Origin of the sequence: Aurantimicrobium minutum (genome assembly GCF_029893825.1) — a bacterium.
In the GTDB taxonomy this organism is placed as follows: Bacteria; Actinomycetota; Actinomycetes; order Actinomycetales; family Microbacteriaceae; genus Aurantimicrobium; species Aurantimicrobium minutum_C.
The window spans coordinates 201,886-219,701 of the sequence record NZ_JARXXV010000001.1 but is presented as its reverse complement, the minus strand read 5'-3'; the positions used below and the strand labels follow the sequence as shown (position 1 = coordinate 219,701).

Below are 17,816 nucleotides of genomic sequence, written 5' to 3'. Positions count from 1 at the left end.
CACCTCCCCTCACGGAAAAACGGAAGGCCGATAAAAAACATGGCGCAGCTCGACTGGTCCGAATTAGACAACAAGGCAGTTGACACCGCGCGTGTACTGGCCGCTGACGCAGTTGAGAAGGTGGGAAACGGTCACCCCGGTACCGCGATGAGCCTCGCTCCCGCCGCATACTTGCTCTGGAACAAGGTCATGCGTCGCGACCCACTGGATGACCAGTGGATTGGACGCGACCGCTTCATTCTTTCTGTCGGTCACTCCTCGCTTACCCAGTATGTTCAGCTCTACTTGAACGGATACGGCCTCGAACTCGACGACCTCAAGGCATTGCGCACCTGGGGATCACTGACCCCAGGACACCCCGAATACGGTCACACCAAGGGTGTAGAAATCACCACCGGACCTCTGGGTCAGGGCTTGGCTTCTGCTGTTGGCTTTGCCTACGCATCTCGCTTCGAGCGCGGATTGTTTGACCCGAACGCCGCTGCAGGCACCAGCCCCTTCGACCACTTTGTGTATGTCATCGCCGGCGATGGCGACCTTCAAGAAGGTGTCACAGCTGAGGCATCCTCACTGGCGGGTCACCAACAGCTTGGTAACCTCATCGCCATCTACGACTCGAACCAGATTTCAATCGAAGATGACACCACTATTGCTTTCACCGAGGATGTTGCCAAGCGTTACGAGTCCTACGACTGGCACGTACAGACTGTGGACTGGAAAAAGACCGGCGTTTATGTCGAAGACGTGGATGCTCTCAACGATGCTATTGAAGCTGCCAAGGCGGTCACGGACAAGCCATCACTGATCATTTTGAAGACCATCATTGGTTGGCCTTCGCCTAAGAAGCAGAACACTGGAAAAATCCACGGTTCTGCTTTGGGTGCGGACGAGCTCAAGGGCCTCAAGGAAGTTCTTGGCTTTGATCCTGAGCAGAGCTTCCAGGTCGAAGCAGAAGTCATTGAACACACCCGTAAGGCTGTTGCCAAGGGAGCTGCAGAGCGTGCCGAATGGCAGAAGAGCTTCGATGCTTGGGCAGCAGCAAACCCTGAGAACAAGAAGCTTCTTGACCGTCTCGAGGCAGGTCAGCTCCCCGACGGTGTTGAAGCTGCTCTTCCCGTATTTGACGGTGGAACCGAAGTTTCCACCCGCGCCGCATCCGGCAAGGTGCTCAACGCTCTCGGTGGTGTGATTCCTGAACTCTGGGGTGGTTCTGCTGACCTCGCAGAGTCCAACAACACCACCCTTGAAGGAGCAAAGTCCTTCGTTCCAGCACAGTGGTCAACCCACGAATGGACTGGAGATAACTACGGTCGTGTGCTGCACTTCGGTATTCGCGAGCACGCCATGGGCGCAATCCTGAACGGTATTGCACTCCACGGCAAGACCCGCGCCTACGGCGGAACCTTCCTTATCTTCAGCGACTACATGCGCCCTGCTGTGCGCTTGGCAGCGTTGATGAAGGTTCCTTCGATCTTCGTCTGGACTCACGACTCTGTAGCCCTGGGTGAAGATGGCCCGACTCACCAGCCCATTGAACAGCTCGCAACCCTGCGTGCAATTCCTGAGCTTGATGTAGTTCGCCCCGCAGATGCCAACGAGGTTGCATATGCGTGGAAGACAATCCTTGAGCGTCGCAATGGACCTGCCGGTATTGCTCTGACCCGTCAGAACATTCCTGTGTTCCCTCGTGGTGAAGGTGAGGCAACTGGCGAAACTTTCGCACACGCCCGCAACACTGCCAAGGGTGCTTACACACTCGTTGACGCTGCTAACGGCAACCCTGATGTGATCTTGATTGCAACCGGTTCTGAAGTTCAGCTTGCTGTTGCGGCACGCGAGCAGCTTGCCGCAGATGGTATCCAGGCACGCGTTGTTTCTGTCCCTTGCCTCGAATGGTTCCACGAGCAAAGCCCCGCCTACCAGGAGAGCGTCCTCCCCAAGGCTGTCACCGCACGTGTCTCCGTTGAGGCTGGCCTGTCTCTGACGTGGGACAAGATTGTCGGAACTGCAGGTCGCAGCGTATCCATCGAACACTTCGGCGCGTCAGCAGATTACAAGACCTTGTTCACCAAGTTCGGTATCACAACCGAGGCAGTCGTTGCAGCTGCAAAGGACTCACTCGCAGCGCAGTAATACATCTCGTGGGGTGTGAGGAATAACTCGTCACACCCCGCGTTACAACTTCAAACAGATCAGCTCCATCACCCTCCAAGGAGAACACAGGTTCATGTCGAACACCCCCACCGCACAACTGTCCGCAGCCGGCGTCAGCATTTGGCTCGATGACCTCTCCCGTGAGCGCATCACTTCTGGCAACCTCCAGGCACTCATTGCAGAAAAGAATGTTGTGGGAGTGACCACAAACCCCACTATTTTTGCTGGCGCATTGACTAACGGTGAAAGCTACGCAGCACAGGTGAAGAAGCTGGCAGCTGCCGGTGCAGATGCTGAAGCAGCAGTTTTCGATATCACCACAGATGATGTGGCAGATGCCTGCGATATTTTCCGTGGCGTATTTGATGCAACTCACGGTGTTGATGGTCGCGTCTCTATTGAAGTGTCCCCCACACTTGCTCACGATGCCCCTGGAACTGTTGAGGAAGCAAAACGCTTGTGGGCAAAGGTCAACAAGCCCAATGCCCTGATCAAGATTCCTGCAACCCTTGCAGGCCTTGACGCCATCACTGAGGTTATTGCTGCGGGCATCTCGGTAAACGTCACCCTCATCTTCTCGCTTGAGCGCTACGAAGCTGTCATCAACGCTTACCTCGCAGGTCTTGAAAAGGCCCAGGCTAACGGCCATGACCTTTCACAGATCCACTCGGTAGGTTCCTTCTTCGTTTCTCGCGTTGACTCTGAGGTAGACAACCGCCTGAACGCTATTGGCACCCCTGAGGCATTGGCTCTCAAGTCACAGGCAGGCCTTGCAAACGCTCGCCTGGCCTATGAACTCTTTGAGAACATGTTCGACACTGAGCGTGCTGCAGCACTTCTTGCTGCTGGTGCAAATGTTCAGCGTCCACTCTGGGCATCCACTGGTGTGAAGGACCCTTCTCTTCCTGACACTCTCTATGTCACCGAGCTGGTTGCAGCAGGCATCGTGAACACCATGCCAGAAAAGACCCTGGATGCCACCTTTGACCACGGTGTGGTCACCGGTGACACCATCACCCCCAATTACGCCAGCGCCAAGCAGCTCTTTGCTGATCTTGCTGCCGTAGGTGTGGACTTCGAAGACGTCACCAACCTTCTTGAATCTGAAGGTGTATCTAAGTTCATCATTTCGTGGGGAGAACTCCTCGAAACCGTCAACACTGCTTTGGCAGGAGCATAAATGTCATTCCGCATCAAAGTTTCAGGAGCTGCTGAAGCAGCTGTTGAAAAGCATGTCCCACAGCTCGTTGCTGATTTAGTTGCCTCGAGCATTACCGCTCAAGACCCCGCCCTCTGGGGCAAAGCTGCTGAAGCAGAATCTGCAATTCGTCTGGGATGGACCGAATCTGTCTCGGTTTCTCGCCCGCTGGTTGCTGAGATCGAAGCACTGCGTGATGAGCTGCGCGCCCAGGGCGTGAATCACATTGTCCTTGGCGGCATGGGCGGTTCTTCCCTGGCTCCCGAAGTCATTACTGCGACTATGCAGGCTGAACTGACTGTGCTGGATTCAACAGAACCTGGCCAGATCAAGGCAGCTATCACTGACCGCCTCGAAACCACCGCAGTTGTTATTTCCAGCAAGTCTGGTGGAACAGTCGAGACCGATAGCCAAAAGCGCATCTACGAGGCAGCTTTTGCGGCTGTGGGCATTGATCCACTTCAGCGCATCATCATCGTGACCGACCCAGGTTCACCACTGGATAAGTCAGCACGTGAAGCTGGTTACCGTGTATTCAACGCAGACCCCAATGTGGGTGGACGTTTCTCCGCTCTCACTGCTTTTGGTCTGGTTCCCTCTGGTCTGGCTGGTGTTGATATTGCTGAGCTCCTTAACGAAGCAGAGGCCATCTCTATTGACCTCGCTGTTGACCAGCCAGAAAACCCAGGTTTAATTCTGGGTGCGGCAATCGCAGGAACATCACCTTTGAAAAACAAGCTTGCGCTTGTCACCGATGGCACACACCTGGTTGGTTTCCCAGATTGGGCAGAACAGCTCATTGCGGAATCCACCGGTAAGGAAGGAACAGGAATTCTTCCTGTTGTTCTCGATGTTGTGTCACCCGAGCTGTCTGCCGGCTATTCAGATGTTCAGGTGTTGCGCCTGGTCGATGATGCGCACGAATTCCACCTGCTCAACCGCGACAAGCACGAGGGTGAAATCCTCGTTTCTGGCACCTTGGGCGCCATGTTCTTGGTGTTTGAGTATGCAACTGCTGTTGCAGGCCGCCTGTTGGGCATCAACCCCTTCGACCAGCCAGATGTTGAATCTGCCAAGGTTGCCGCGCGTGCTCTGCTTGATAACCGCCCAGCACCCACTGAGCCATTGTTCACCGACAAAGGCATTGAAGTTCGTGCCCACGGTGATCTTGGAGATGCCAAGACTGTTCGTGAAGCTATCACCGCAGTCCTGACGCAACTTCCTGAAGATGGTTACCTCTCCGTTCAGGCATATGTTGACCGCGCAAACTACCCCCAGTTGCACGGTGTTCGCGACCTGGTCGCAGCACGTGCAGGACGCCCGGTTACCTTCGGCTGGGGACCACGCTTCCTGCACTCCACCGGACAATTCCACAAGGGTGGTCCAGCAGTGGGCGTATTCATTCAGATTCTTCAAGCACCCGATGGTGACGTTGTGATTCCTGAGCGCCCCTTCAGCTTCGGTCAGCTCATCGCTGCCCAGGCTGCTGGTGATGCGAACGTGCTGGCCGATCACGGTCGTCCCGTCCTCACTCTCACCTTGACTAACCCAGATACTGAACTCGAACACCTGTTCGCAGCCTTCAACTAAAGGACTTTCATGTCACCTGTTGACATCACTCCGGAGAACAACCCTCTCCGCGTTGCTGAAGACCGCCGTCTCAACCGGATTGCTGGCCCATGTGGGTTGGTGCTTTTTGGTGTGACCGGTGACTTGGCGCGCAAGAAACTCATGCCAGCGGTCTATGACCTCGCCAACCGCGGTCTGCTTCCTCCCGGGTTCGCACTCGTGGGCTTTGCCCGCCGCGACTGGGAAGATCAAGACTTCGCCCAGGTGGTTCACGACTCTGTCAAGCAATATGCCCGCACCGAGTTCCGTGAAGAAGTCTGGGACCAGCTGGCTAAGGGTATTCGCTTTGTTCAGGGTGAATTCAACGATGACAAGGCATTTGATCGCCTAAAGAAGACCATTGCTGAGCTCGATGAGAAGCGCGGAACCATGGGTAACCATGCGTTCTATCTTTCTGTTCCACCTCGCTCATTCCCCGAGGTTGTCTCGCAGCTCAAGCGTTCAGGTTTGGCAGAGGAAATTGAGGGCCAGTGGCGCCGCGTGGTCATTGAGAAGCCTTTTGGTAGTGACCTCAAGACTGCCCGCGAACTCAATAAAGTTGTCGAATCTGTTTTCCCGGCAGACTCCATTTTCCGCATTGACCACTACCTGGGTAAAGAAACCGTTCAAAACATTCTTGCCTTGCGCTTTGCTAACCAACTGTTTGAACCATTGTGGAATGCCGAGCACGTTGACCACGTCCAGATCACTATGGCCGAAGACATCGGTGTTGGCGGTCGTGCCGGTTACTACGACGGCATTGGTGCAGCACGTGACGTGATTCAGAACCACCTCCTCCAGCTTCTCGCGCTGACGGCGATGGAAGAACCCATCTCCTTCGATGCAGAAGATCTACGGGCTGAAAAGGAAAAGGTATTGGCAGCTGTTCGCTTGCCCGAGAACCTGGCTGAAGCAACAGCACGTGGCCAATACGCCAGCGGCTGGCAAGGTGGCGAAGAAGTCATTGGTTTCTTGGACGAAGAGGGCATGAACCCTCAGTCCGTCACAGAAACCTATGCCGCAATGCGCCTCGATATTGGCACGCGCCGCTGGGCAGGTGTTCCCTTCTATCTGCGCGCAGGCAAGCGTCTGGGCCGTCGCGTGACAGAAATTGCCGTGGTGTTTAAACGAGCTCCCCAGTATCTTTTTGCTGACCACCAGACTTCTGCGTTGGGACAAAATGCCCTCGTGATTCGTGTTCAGCCAGATGAGGGTGTGACGATTCGTTTCGGATCCAAGGTCCCTGGTGCTGGTATGCAAGTTCGCGACGTGACAATGGACTTTGGCTATGGCCACGCCTTCACCGAAGCAAGCCCTGAAGCATATGAGCGTCTTATTTTGGATGTTCTGCTCGGCGATCCTCCCCTATTCCCCCGTCACGAAGAGGTGGAACTGAGCTGGAAGATTCTCGACCCCATTGAAGAATTCTGGGAAACCCAAGGACAGCCTGAGCAATATGCTCCAGGAACGTGGGGACCTGCCTCTGCCGATGCCCTCATGGCCCGTGACGGCCGCGTTTGGAGACGTCCATGATTCTCGAACTCCCAAACACCACCACAGCGAAGGTTGCCAAAGAACTGGTCAACCTGCGCGAAGAAGGTGGTGCAGTTGCACTGGGTCGCGTTCTCACCCTGCTCATCTCCACCACAATCGGTGAAGAAGAGGAAGCCATCGCGGCAGCGAACGAGGCTTCTCGTGAGCACCCCATGCGTGTGATCGTGCTGTCCATCATTGAGCCCGAGCACTCGATTTCGAACCGCCTTGATGCTGAGGTTCGTGTCGGAGGCGACGCCGGAGCCAGTGAAGTTATTGTGCTTCGCGCTTATGGCAAGGTCGGTTCTGACGAGCAAGGCCTGGTAACCGGACTGCTACTTCCTGACACTCCCGTTGTTGCCTGGTGGCCAGGCATTGCACCAGAGAAGGTATCTGAATCTCCCCTGGGCAAGATTGCACAGTGCCGCATCACCGATGCCGCATCACAGCAAGACCCTATTGCTGCCCTGGCTGACCTTTCCAAGACCTACGCTCCTGGAGATGCTGACTTTGCCTGGACTCGATTGACACTCTGGCGCACGCAGCTGGCAGCAGTACTTGACCAGCCACCATATGAGCCCATTACCGAAGCTCATGTCACATCAACTCCTGACTTCCCTTCGGCAAAGATGCTAGCTGCGTGGTTGCAACTCCAGCTGGGTGTTCCCGTCTCCTGCGACCTCACTCACACTGGCCTGAGCTGGGGCGGTATTCACGGTGTTCGCCTAGTCCGCGCCTCGGGCGATATTGAACTCACTCGGGTTGAGCCTGCTGTTGCGCGCCTGAAACAACCCAATCAGCCCACTCACGACCTGGCGATGCCGCGCAGAAGCCTGCGTGACTGCCTTGCTGAGGAACTGAGACGTCTGGACCCAGATGAGGTCTATGGACGTGTTGTGACTGAAGCTCTCCCCCAGATCACGGTGCATGCATAATGAGCGAGGAAACCACTCTCGAGGCTTATGCAGATAAGCAAGAACTCATTGACAACATTGATGAGATCTTCGAAGAAGCCGTCAAAGAGCTCCTGGTTGAACAGCCAACTGTTCACGTGGTGTTGACGGGTGGAACCGTAGGGATTGCTCTGCTGGAAAACATCGATCCAGGTAACAAACTGGATTGGTCGCGCATTCACCTGTGGTGGGGGGATGAACGTTTTGTTCCTGCTGGCCACGCTGATCGTAATGAGGGTCAAGCAACTGCTGCCCTTATCCATCGCCTGCCCATCCCGGCCGAGAATGTTCACCGCATGCCCGCCTCTGATGCTGGCATGACGCTGGATGAAGCTGTTGATGCCTATGATGACGAACTGGCAAAATTCTGGCATGAACTTCCTGAATTCGACATCACGTTCTTGGGCGTGGGACCAGATGCACACATCGCAAGCCTTTTTCCTGGCCTTGAAGGTATTGAGGTGGATGACCGTGCAGTGATTGCAGTGCGCAACTCCCCCAAACCACCAGCAGAACGCATAAGTTTGACCTTGCCTGCACTCAACAATTCTAAAAACGTCTGGGTCGTTGCCTCCGGCGCTGACAAAGCAGATGCAATCTATGCCGCATTCACCTCTGAAAACCCCTCAGAAGCGCCAGTGAGCGCCGTTGAGGGCATTGAAGAGACAGTGTTCTTCACCGACGAGGCGGCGGCGTCACGCTTAATCGAAGAAGATGAGTAATTCTTCTAGATCATAAAAAAAGAACCCCACTGCGTGAGTGGGGTTCTTGCGTTGGTCTACTTAGTGGGCTTCACTGTTCCGCGACGAACACGGAGCTGGTGAAGAGCATCCTCTAGGATCTGCTCAGCCTCTTCCTCAGTGCGACGTTCCTTCACATAAGCAAGGTGAGTTTTGTAAGGCTCAAGCTTTGCCAGCTCTGGTGGGTTTTCCTTGTCGCGACCTGCGGGAAGACCTGACTGTGGGCAGTCGATGATCTCAGGAATTTCTTCCTCAGGAAGGTTCGCTGCGAAGTAACGAACGGTTTCGTTACCGAGAGCATCCCAGTAAGAAATAGCAATACGCTCAGCGTGGATACCGTGATCTTGTTCACCCATAGGACCCGCGCCAACGCGCGAGCCACGGATTGCACTACCGCCGGATGCCATAGTTATGCTCCCTGGAACTTCGTGATGAGGCCCAACAAGATGATGCAGGTGATCCAGATCAGGCCCAAGATGATGGTGATGCGGTTGAGGTTACGCTCAGCCACACCGGAGGAACCCAGAGTCGAGCTCATGCCGCCACCAAACATGTCAGAGACGCCACCACCGCGACCCTTGTGAAGGAGGATCAGCAGGGTGAGGAGCAAGCTCGTGATACCGAGCAGCACCTGCAGAACAATCTGAAGAATTTCCATAGCTACAGTCTACCCGACTAGATAACGTGCTTCTGGAAACGAGCGATGCTGGAGAACTCAGCAACGTCGAGGCTGGCACCACCGACGAGTGCACCGTCAATGTTGGGCTGACGCATGAATCCTGCAATGTTGTTGGCCTTGACTGAACCACCGTAGAGGATGCGTGTGCGCTGCGCAGCAGCGTCACCAAGAACTTCACCGAGAGCCACGCGAATAGCGGAACAGACAGCCTCTGCCTGCTCTTCAGTAGCAACCTTGCCGGTACCAATAGCCCAGACAGGTTCATAGGCGATCACGATATCTGCATCCTGAGAAACACCCTCAAGAGCTTTCTTGAGCTGAGCTACGGGAACTGCAGAGGGACCGAACTCTTCGAGCTCAGCTTCCGTCTCACCAACACAGAGAACGGGAACAACACCGTGCTTGAGTGCTGCCTTGACCTTGTTTCCCACGATTTCATCGTTTTCACCGTGGTACTGACGACGCTCGGAGTGACCAATAATCACGTAAGAGCAGCCCAGTGCTTTGAGGAAACCACCAGGGATCTCGCCAGTGTAGGCACCGGAGTCGTGCATGGAGACATCCTGTGCACCGTAAGCAAGCTCGAGTTTGTCTGCTTCAACCAAGTTCTGCACCGAACGAATGTCGGTGAAAGGTGGGAAGACGGAGACCTCAACGTCGGTGTATTTGTGACCTGCGTCTTTGAGAGTCCAAGCCAACTTCTGAACGAAAGCAATTGCCTGGAGGTGATCCAGGTTCATCTTCCAGTTACCCGCGATGAGCGGGGTGCGAGTGTTTACCATCCGAGGACCTCCAGGCCAGGCAGACGCTTGCCCTCGAGGAATTCGAGGCTAGCTCCACCACCGGTTGAAATGTGACCAAACTGGTCATCTGCGAAACCAAGAATGCGCACAGCAGCAGCAGAGTCGCCGCCACCGACAACGCTCAGACCATCGACCTCGGTCAATGCCTGTGCGATTGCGCGGGTGCCTTCAGCGAAGGCGGGAATTTCAAATACACCTGCAGGGCCATTCCAGAACACGGTCTTGGACGCCTTAATCTGCTCGGCGAATGCCTTACCAGTCTCTGGGCCAATGTCGAGGCCCATGCCGCTTGCACCGAATGAAGTCTCCTCGAGTGCATCGGCAGAAGCAACGACGTGCTCAGCATCAGCACCAAACTTGCTGGCCATCACGATGTCGGTGGGAAGAATAATCTTCACTCCACGAGCCTGGGCATCAGCAATGTATCCACGGACGGTGTCCAGCTGATCGACCTCGAGCAGGCTTGCACCCACCTTGTAGCCCTGGGCAGCAAGGAAGGTGAAGACCATGCCGCCACCGACCAGGATTGTGTCCACGCGTGGGAGCAGGTGAGAGATCACACCGAGCTTGTCAGAAACTTTGGAACCACCAAGAACAACCGTGTAGGGACGCTCTGGGTTTTCGGTCAGACGGTCCAGTACATCGAGTTCAGTCTCGATGAGCAGACCTGCTGCGCTGGGAACCAGCTTGGCCAGGTCATACACAGAAGCTTGCTTGCGGTGAACAACACCAAAACCATCGGAAACGAGTACATCACCTAGTTCTGCCATCTGTGCTGCAAAAGCTGCACGCTCTGCCTCATCCTTGGACGTCTCGCCGGGGTTGAAACGCAAGTTTTCCAGCACTGCAATCTGACCATCAGCCAGTGCAGTAACAGTTGCCACAGCAGATTCACCGACGGTGTCAGTAGCGAAAGCTACGGGCTTTCCCAGCAGTTCGCCCAGGCGAATTGCTGCAGGTTCGAGGCTGTATTTAGCCTCGGGAGCTCCGTCAGGACGCCCGAGGTGGCTCATCACCACGACACGGGCGCCCTGATCGAGCAAAGCGTTCAATGTTGGCAGCGAGGCGCGGATACGACCGTCGTCGGTTATCACACCATCCTTGAGCGGAACGTTGAGGTCACAGCGAACCAAAACACGCTTGCCAGCAAGCGAACCGAGCGAAGATAGAGTGCGAAGTGCCATATTGAATTCTTTTCGTTAGAGCTTGGCGCCGACGTATTCGGTGAGGTCAACCAGGCGGTTGGAGTAACCCCACTCGTTGTCGTACCAGCTGGAGATCTTGACCTGGTTGCCCAGAACGCGAAGCAGACCAGCATCGAAGATCGAGGAGTGTGGGTCAGTAACGATGTCACTGGAAACAATCTCGTCTTCGGTGTACTTCAGGATTCCCTTGAGTGGGCCTTCCGCAGCAGCCTTGAATGCAGCCTTGACCTGTTCCTCAGTTACAGGCTTCTCAACCTGGATGGTGAGGTCAGTGATCGAACCGGTAGGCACGGGAACGCGAAGAGCGAAACCATCGAGCTTGCCGTTAAGTTCGGGAAGAACCTTACCAATGGTCTTTGCAGCACCGGTGGAGGAAGGAACGATGTTGATCGCTGCAGCACGAGCACGGCGCAGGTCAGAGTGAGGACCATCCTGCAGGTTCTGGTCAGCGGTGTACGCGTGAACAGTGGTCATCAGACCAGTGATGATGCCGAACTCCTTGTCAAATACCTGCACGAGAGGTGCGAGGCAGTTGGTGGTGCACGAAGCGTTAGAGATGACGTGGTCGTTAGCAGCGTCATACTTCTCGTTGTTAACACCCATCACAAAGGTAGGAATGTCGTTACCGGTGGGAGGAGCTGAAATCAGAACCTTCTTTGCACCAGCTGCAATGTGCTTCTCGGCGTTTGCACGGTCGGTGAAACGACCAGTGGACTCGATGACTACGTCAACACCGAGCTTGCCCCAGCCGAGGTCAGCAGGGTCGCGCTCTGCGAGAACCTTGATCTTCTTGCCGTTAACAATGATGTTCTCGGCGTCGTGTGAAACTTCAGCGTCCAGACGACCGGTTACCGAGTCATACTTCAGAAGGTGTGCGAGCACCTTGGTGTCGGTGAGGTCGTTGACAGCAACAATCTCAATGTCAGCACCCTGTGCGAGTGCGGCACGGAAGTAGTTACGTCCGATACGGCCGAAACCGTTGATTCCAACTTTGACAGTCACTTCGTCTCCAAGTGATGTTAGGGAGCTCAGAGCTCCAGTGGTGGGATGGGGATGGAGGGAGGGTATTACTTTGGGAAAATCAGTAGGAACGGGTGCCCCGAAATGCTTCAGGACACCCGTTGTCAACTACTAAGAGAATAGCAGGACGCTGGAAGCACCCTTGCGTGCGGCGTCGAAACGCGCCGAAACATCTGCCCAGTTGATGATGTTCCAGAACGCGGTGACGTAGTCACCCTTGACGTTCTTGTAGTCCAGGTAGAAGGCGTGCTCCCACATGTCGAGCATGAGCAGAGGAATAGTTCCTGCTGCAATGTTGCCCTGCTGGTCATACAACTGCTCAATGATGAGGTTCTTACCCAGTGCATCCCATGCCAGGAATGCCCAGCCGGAACCCTGCAAGCCAAGTGCTACAGCATTGAACTGTGCCTTGAATGCATCAAATGATCCAAAATACTCATCAATTGCTGCTGCGAGCTCGCCGGTGGGGCGCTCTTCTGAACCAGGAGTGAGGTTCTTCCAGAAGATGGAGTGGTTGGTGTGACCACCAAGGTGAAAAGCAAGGTCCTTCTGGTGCTTGTTGATGTTTGCGAAATCGTTCTTCTCGCGAGCTTCTGCAAGCTTCTCGAGTGCCGTGTTTGCTCCGTCAACGTATGCCTTGTGGTGCTTGCTGTGGTGCAGTTCCATGATGGTTGCACTGATGTGGGGGGCGAGAGCTGAGTAGTCGTAGTCGAGCTCTGGCAGTGTGTAGTTTGCCACTGAGGTGTTCTCCTTAGAACGTGCGGTTGGGTCTTACTGATGTGTAACCGTTTCTGAGGCCAGTTTATTGCCGAGAAACGGAGATTTTTCTGGGATTTTATGCGTCAATATCCTCTGGAACGGCAGATTCAGTTCCGGGCACGCCCAGTTCCTGTGCTCGCTTATCCGCCATCGCCAGCAAACGGCGAATACGACCTGCAACAGCATCCTTTGTCATGGGTGGGTCTGCGTGGTGGCCAAGTTCGTCCAGACTTGCGTCCCTAAAGTTCAACCGCAGTTCCCCGGCATACTTCAGGTGATCAGGGATATCTTCACCGAGTAGTTCCAAAGCGCGCTCAACGCGGGCACAGGCGGCAACTGCAGCCTGTGCCGAGCGGCGCAAGTTAGCGTCATCAAAATTGACCAAGCGGTTAGCTGTGGCACGAACTTCACGGCGCTGACGCAGTTCTTCCCAGTTCTTCACTGTTTCGGTGGCGCCCATGATGGTCAGTACTGCAGAGATTGCTTCATCCTCACGGATGACGACGCGGTGAACACCGCGCACCTCACGTGCCTTTGCAGCGAACTGTAGGCGGTTTGCCGCACCAACGAGAGCCATTGCCGCCTCATTGGTGGGGCACACAATCTCTAAGGCTGCAGAGCGGCCGGGATCAGTGAGCGAACCAGCCGCGAGGAATGCTCCACGCCAAATCGCAGAAAGGTCTTCCAGGTTTCCTGTGGTGAGCTTGTTGGGCAATCCACGGATGGGACGACGTCGTGCGTCAAGAAGTCCGGTCTGTCGTGCCAGGGTTTCTCCATCGAGAACTCGCACAAGAAATGTTGGAGCGTTCTTGCCACCAGAGTTTGGTGAGAGGCGACCTTCTGAGCGAACGCCGTAGATTTCTGCCAAATCCTTGCGCACACGGGTGGCAAGCTCTTGGGAGTCCAGTTCTGCTTCCACTGCGATACGGCCAGAGATGGTGTGAAGTCCACCAGCAAAGCGCAGTACGGTAGCCAGTTCAGCGGTGCGAACACTTGTTTTACCAGCGCCGACAGTAATCAATTCTTGTTTGACGTTCTCAGTTAGCCCCATATCCCCGTAATTCCTCTGTGTTTCAGTAGTTCAGTTGTTGTTGTCGCTATTCGCGACCAAAATCTCTGTGCTTGACTCGAACAACCACGCCAGGAAGCTTCTCGAGTCGTTTAGCCAATTCCTCCGTCAATGCAACGGATCGATGCTTACCCCCGGTGCAGCCAATGGCGATCGTCGCGTGACGCTTGTTTTCTCGCTGATAGCCGGCCAAAACTGGTTCGAGGGCTTTGGCGTAGTTTTCAACAAACTCACGAGCTCCAGGTTGACCAAGGACGTAGTCAGATACTGGCTTGTCCATTCCCGTGCTCCCTCGCAGTTCTGGAATCCAGAATGGGTTGGGCAAGAATCTGCCATCTGCGATGAGGTCCACATCGGTCGGGGTTCCATATTTGAAACCAAAACTCATCAGGTTCAGTCGAACACCTGCGGTGTCTTCTTGTGCAAACTGTTCCGTGATGAGGGTGGAGAGCTGGTGAATATTGAGATCACTGGTGTCTATGACAATGTCGCTGCTTTCACGTAGTGCCGTCATCCGAGAACGTTCCGCAATGATGCCATCGAGGATGGTGCCATCACCTTGCAAAGGATGTGGGCGGCGCACTGACTCGAAACGGCGCACGAGAGAAGCATCCGTGGCGTCCAAGAACAGCACTCGCACTACGGTCTCAGCAGGCATTGATTGGATTATTTCCTGCAGGTTCTCAAAGAAATCACGGCCACGAACATCAACTACAGCAGCAATCTTGGGCAGGTTCTCCCCAGCTTTATCTGCAAGTTCAACCAATGGACGAAGCATCTGGGGTGGCAGGTTATCCACCACATACCAATCAAGATCCTCGAGGGCATTACCAACCGTCGAACGGCCAGCACCAGACATACCGGTGACGATGAGCACTTCCTGCTTATTGCGGGATTGCTCAGGCATAGTCACTTCCTTGAAATCTGGGGCGTGTTACGGCGTGTCGTATAAGACTAACCATTTGCGACACGCCGGGAAACCCCAGCCCTCAAACCTTTGTCTAGGAGTTGAAGGTTAACCTGCTGCCAAGACATCGAGAGCGTGTTGTAAATCTGCCGGATACGGTGAGGTGAATTCAACATATTCGCCCGTAGAAGGGTGTGTGAAGCCGAGTTTGTGAGCATGAAGCCACTGGCGTGTCAGCCCCAAACGTGCACTGAGCGACGGGTCTGCCCCATACAAGCTATCCCCCACACACGGATGACGCTGTGCTGCCATGTGAACGCGAATCTGGTGTGTCCGCCCGGTTTCTAGCTTGATTTCCAGCAGGGAAGCAAAAGGGAAAGCTTCAAAAGTTGTGTAATGAGTGACGGCATGCTTTCCGTCATTGGTGACAGCAAACTTCCAGTCCGAACGAGGGTGGCGACCGATGGGCGCATCGATGGTGCCCGCAAGTGGATCTGGATGTCCCTGCACAACCGCGTGATAGATCTTGTTCACTTCACGATCGTGGAAGGCTTGTTTGAGAGCACTATATGCCTTCTCACTTTTGGCAACAACCATCAGTCCAGAGGTGCCCACATCAAGTCGATGCACGATTCCGGCGCGCTCAGCAGCGCCGGAGGTGGCAATAGTGAAACCTGAGGCCGCAAGTGCACCGAGCACAGTTGGACCATCCCAGCTTGCAGCAGGGTGAGCAGCGACACCTACTGGCTTATCCACGACAACAAAGTCTTCATCGTCATAGACGATGGCGAAATCAGGAACCATCATCGGCACGATCTCTGGGCCGCGCTTCTCTTCCCAAGAAACCGTCAGTGTTGCCTCTGCCCGAAGTTTGTCTGACTTACCTAAGGCAATGCCGTTTTGCTCGACACCGCCAGCTTCCGCGATCTCAGCAGCCTGTGTGCGAGAAAAACCAAAAAGACGAGCAAGTCCAGCATCGACACGGACACCATCAAGTCCATCCGGTACCGGGGTGGATCTAGTTTCCACCAGAACCACCGAAACCTGCAGAGCCACCAACAGAGCCATCAAAGCCTATTGAGGGCGACCCTCCCAGCACGCTTGATGTGGTTCCATCTGGGCCCATCAAAACTGTTGCACCCGAGCCAGTGACATCATCGGAGTTCTTCTTTTTGGGCTCACGCGTGCCATCAATGTGAATTCCCATCAGGGTGAGAATCACGAGCAAACACATGCTCGAGACGATGGCCATATCTGCGACGTTATAAATGGCCGGCATCATCCAGGGTGTGGAGATGAAATCCACCACTAAACCGTTACCGAACTCAACAACACCCTGCCCGTTGACCTTTGTCAGACGGTCCGTGAGATTACCGAGTGTCCCACCCAACAGCAGGCCAAAAACGAGAGCCCACGCGATAGAACGAATCTTGCGTGAGAACACAATAATGACCACGGTTACGACCGCGGCAAGGATAGAGAACACCCAGGTTGTTCCAGAAGAAAGCGAAAACGCAGCTCCTGGATTACGCACGAAGTAGAACTGAAGGAAATCACCTAAGACTGGCTCAGAGACGCCCTCAGTGAGGGTCGACATAACCCACATCTTGCTGAGCTGGTCAGCAGCGTAAATGACACCAGCGGTGACCGCCAGAAGTGTCAATACAGCCCACACGGGCCGCTTAACTGACACGGTTACTTTTTGTCTGATTTACCAGTCACGTTGAGCTCGTCGAGCTCAGCCAACTGGGTGGAAATGTAACCACGAAGCTTTTCGCGGTATTCCTTCTCGAAACCGGTGAGTTCGGCAATAGAACTCTTGAGTGCTGCCTTCTCGGTTTCCAGTGTGGAGAGCTGAGCTTTGGCCGTAGCTTCTGCTTCGGCAACGAGGCGGGTAGCAGTTTCGTGCCCTTCAGCGATGAGAGCGTCACGCTTCTCCACACCTTCACGGACGTGCTCCTCGTGCAGGCGACGTGCAAGGGTCAACAGATCATTCGCACTGGCAGTTGCACTGGAGTCATCCACAACAGCAGGCGCAGGTGTCGTAGCAGGACGTGCGGGAGCAGAAGATTCTCCACCCTCGAGGCGAGCTTCTGCTGCTTCAAGCTTGGTGCGCAGGTCCTCGTTTTCGGCGCTGAGACGGCGTAGTTCTACGACAATTTCGTCGAGAAAGTCATCGACCTCGTCCTGGTCGTAACCTTCGCGGAACTTTGTCTGCTGAAACCGCTTGTTTACTACGTCTTCTGGCAATAAAGCCATGTCAAGCCATCCTCAAGTGAGTGATACAAAAGTGTGCTGTCTGGTGGACAACTTCCCTAACGCTACCAAAAGAGTTGCGTAGTGAGGAAACGCCTGGGGAAAGAATTACGTAACTTCTTAGAGAACCATCAGGTATTCGGCGACATACATCAGAACAATCGCAGCTAACATCACCACGGTCCACCCAAAGTCCAACGCAATTGCGCCAACGCTCATGGGTTTGACGAATCGGCGAACCGCTTTCATGGGTGGATCAGTAATCCCATACACAATTCCACTGATAACCAGTAGGAACGAGGGTGGACGCCAACCTGGGCGCATAGCGCGAAGGAAGTCCAAGATCAGCCGCGCCCACATGGCAATGACAAAGACCAGTAGTGCGTAATAGAGAACTAAGCCCACAATGCCCATAAGAGACATCCTTGAAATGCGAGAAGTAGTGACCTATAGCGGCCTAACTACTTACTCCCCGAAGAAAGTGGTGTCGACTTCAGCAGTCTCAGCAGCAGCGTCACCAGAAACAGCAACGTGTGCAGGAGAGAGCAGGAATACCTTGCTGGTGACGCGCTCAATCTTGCCGTAGAGACCCTGTGACAGACCTGATGCGAAGTCGATGAGACGACGTGCATCGGTCTCAGTCATCTGAGACAGGTTCATGATGACGGGAACGCCTTCACGGAAGTTTTCAGCAATAACTTTTGCGTCCGAGTACTGCTTAGGGTGGACGGTTACGATCTCGTTCATGTCGCTCACAGCCTGGTTCTTTGCGGTGTTACGGCGCAGGGGGGTTACCTGTGCACGGCCTGCGGATACAGGAGCAACCTGTGGTGCTGCAGCGTATGCGGGTGCGTCGTAGCTCGTGTCCTCGTCAGCGAGACCGAGATAGACCATGGTCTTCTTGAGTGGGTTGGACATTGAGTACCTCCAGG

19 protein-coding genes are annotated in these 17,816 nt (G+C 54.7%); 6 read left to right on the top strand and 13 right to left on the bottom strand.

All coding sequences use genetic code 11. The features are described from left to right. Positions 1 to 39 precede the first annotated feature (39 nt). The 6 genes from tkt to pgl all read left to right on the top strand — a co-directional run bounded on the left by tkt (position 40) and on the right by pgl (position 8,168). Positions 40 to 2,133 carry a transketolase gene (gene tkt / locus M2120_RS01000; protein WP_280796874.1) on the top strand — a complete coding sequence of 698 codons (2,094 nt, stop codon included), beginning with the start codon at positions 40 to 42 and terminating at the stop codon, positions 2,131 to 2,133. 94 nt (positions 2,134 to 2,227) lie between these two features. Next, a complete protein-coding gene (gene tal, locus M2120_RS00995; protein WP_280796873.1) occupies positions 2,228 to 3,334 on the top strand; it encodes a transaldolase in 1,107 nt (368 codons plus the stop codon). Then, the gene (locus tag M2120_RS00990; RefSeq protein ID WP_280796872.1) at positions 3,335 to 4,942 is read left to right on the top strand and encodes a glucose-6-phosphate isomerase; all 1,608 of its coding nucleotides are present in this window, start codon (positions 3,335 to 3,337) and stop codon (positions 4,940 to 4,942) included. 9 nt (positions 4,943 to 4,951) lie between these two features. Continuing rightward, complete coding sequence (gene zwf / locus M2120_RS00985; RefSeq protein ID WP_280796871.1) at positions 4,952 to 6,493, top strand: glucose-6-phosphate dehydrogenase; 1,542 nt, start codon at positions 4,952 to 4,954, stop codon at positions 6,491 to 6,493. Then, positions 6,490 to 7,428 (top strand): glucose-6-phosphate dehydrogenase assembly protein OpcA, encoded by a 939-nt coding sequence (locus M2120_RS00980; RefSeq protein ID WP_280796870.1) that lies wholly within the window; start codon positions 6,490 to 6,492, stop codon positions 7,426 to 7,428. The genes zwf and M2120_RS00980 overlap by 4 nt, the downstream gene beginning before the upstream one ends. After that, complete coding sequence (pgl, locus tag M2120_RS00975) at positions 7,428 to 8,168, top strand: 6-phosphogluconolactonase (RefSeq protein ID WP_280796869.1); 741 nt, start codon at positions 7,428 to 7,430, stop codon at positions 8,166 to 8,168. Before M2120_RS00980 ends, pgl begins: the two co-directional genes overlap by 1 nt. Before the next feature lie 56 nt (positions 8,169 to 8,224). On the opposite strand, the gene M2120_RS00970 is transcribed toward pgl, so the two are convergent. The 13 genes from M2120_RS00970 to M2120_RS00910 form a co-directional block, all read right to left on the bottom strand. After that, on the bottom strand, positions 8,225 to 8,593 hold the full coding sequence (locus M2120_RS00970) for an RNA polymerase-binding protein RbpA (RefSeq protein WP_096380787.1): 369 nt from the start codon (positions 8,591 to 8,593) through the stop codon (positions 8,225 to 8,227). A gap of 2 nt (positions 8,594 to 8,595) precedes the next feature. Beyond that, positions 8,596 to 8,844, bottom strand: coding sequence for a preprotein translocase subunit SecG (gene secG / locus M2120_RS00965; protein WP_280794800.1), 249 nt, complete (start codon positions 8,842 to 8,844; stop codon positions 8,596 to 8,598). A 17-nt stretch (positions 8,845 to 8,861) separates the two neighbouring features. After that, the gene (gene tpiA / locus M2120_RS00960) at positions 8,862 to 9,647 is read right to left on the bottom strand and encodes a triose-phosphate isomerase (RefSeq protein WP_280796868.1); all 786 of its coding nucleotides are present in this window, start codon (positions 9,645 to 9,647) and stop codon (positions 8,862 to 8,864) included. Next, entirely contained in the window at positions 9,641 to 10,852 is a 1,212-nt protein-coding gene (locus tag M2120_RS00955; RefSeq protein WP_280796867.1) for a phosphoglycerate kinase, read from the bottom strand. Before M2120_RS00955 ends, tpiA begins: the two co-directional genes overlap by 7 nt. A gap of 15 nt (positions 10,853 to 10,867) precedes the next feature. After that, complete coding sequence (gap, locus tag M2120_RS00950) at positions 10,868 to 11,875, bottom strand: type I glyceraldehyde-3-phosphate dehydrogenase (protein ID WP_280796866.1); 1,008 nt, start codon at positions 11,873 to 11,875, stop codon at positions 10,868 to 10,870. Between the two features lie 129 nt (positions 11,876 to 12,004). Further along, positions 12,005 to 12,631: a superoxide dismutase gene (locus M2120_RS00945; RefSeq protein WP_280796865.1), complete on the bottom strand. Its 627-nt coding sequence runs from the start codon at positions 12,629 to 12,631 to the stop codon at positions 12,005 to 12,007. Positions 12,632 to 12,728: 97 nt separating this feature from the next. Next, positions 12,729 to 13,703, bottom strand: a complete 975-nt coding sequence (whiA, locus tag M2120_RS00940) for a DNA-binding protein WhiA (RefSeq protein ID WP_280796864.1) — start codon at positions 13,701 to 13,703, stop codon at positions 12,729 to 12,731. Positions 13,704 to 13,749: 46 nt separating this feature from the next. After that, positions 13,750 to 14,628, bottom strand: a complete 879-nt coding sequence (rapZ, locus tag M2120_RS00935) for an RNase adapter RapZ (RefSeq protein WP_280796863.1) — start codon at positions 14,626 to 14,628, stop codon at positions 13,750 to 13,752. A 108-nt stretch (positions 14,629 to 14,736) separates the two neighbouring features. Continuing rightward, positions 14,737 to 15,657, bottom strand: a complete 921-nt coding sequence (locus M2120_RS00930; protein WP_280798136.1) for an RluA family pseudouridine synthase — start codon at positions 15,655 to 15,657, stop codon at positions 14,737 to 14,739. Further along, positions 15,647 to 16,321, bottom strand: coding sequence for a signal peptidase II (gene lspA / locus M2120_RS00925; protein ID WP_280796862.1), 675 nt, complete (start codon positions 16,319 to 16,321; stop codon positions 15,647 to 15,649). The genes M2120_RS00930 and lspA overlap by 11 nt, the downstream gene beginning before the upstream one ends. Positions 16,322 to 16,323: 2 nt before the next feature. Then, on the bottom strand, positions 16,324 to 16,887 hold the full coding sequence (locus M2120_RS00920) for a DivIVA domain-containing protein (protein ID WP_280796861.1): 564 nt from the start codon (positions 16,885 to 16,887) through the stop codon (positions 16,324 to 16,326). A 117-nt stretch (positions 16,888 to 17,004) separates the two neighbouring features. Then, a complete protein-coding gene (locus tag M2120_RS00915) occupies positions 17,005 to 17,298 on the bottom strand; it encodes a YggT family protein (RefSeq protein ID WP_280796860.1) in 294 nt (97 codons plus the stop codon). A 51-nt stretch (positions 17,299 to 17,349) separates the two neighbouring features. Next, the gene (locus tag M2120_RS00910; RefSeq protein ID WP_280796859.1) at positions 17,350 to 17,802 is read right to left on the bottom strand and encodes a cell division protein SepF; all 453 of its coding nucleotides are present in this window, start codon (positions 17,800 to 17,802) and stop codon (positions 17,350 to 17,352) included. Positions 17,803 to 17,816: the final 14 nt, after the last annotated feature.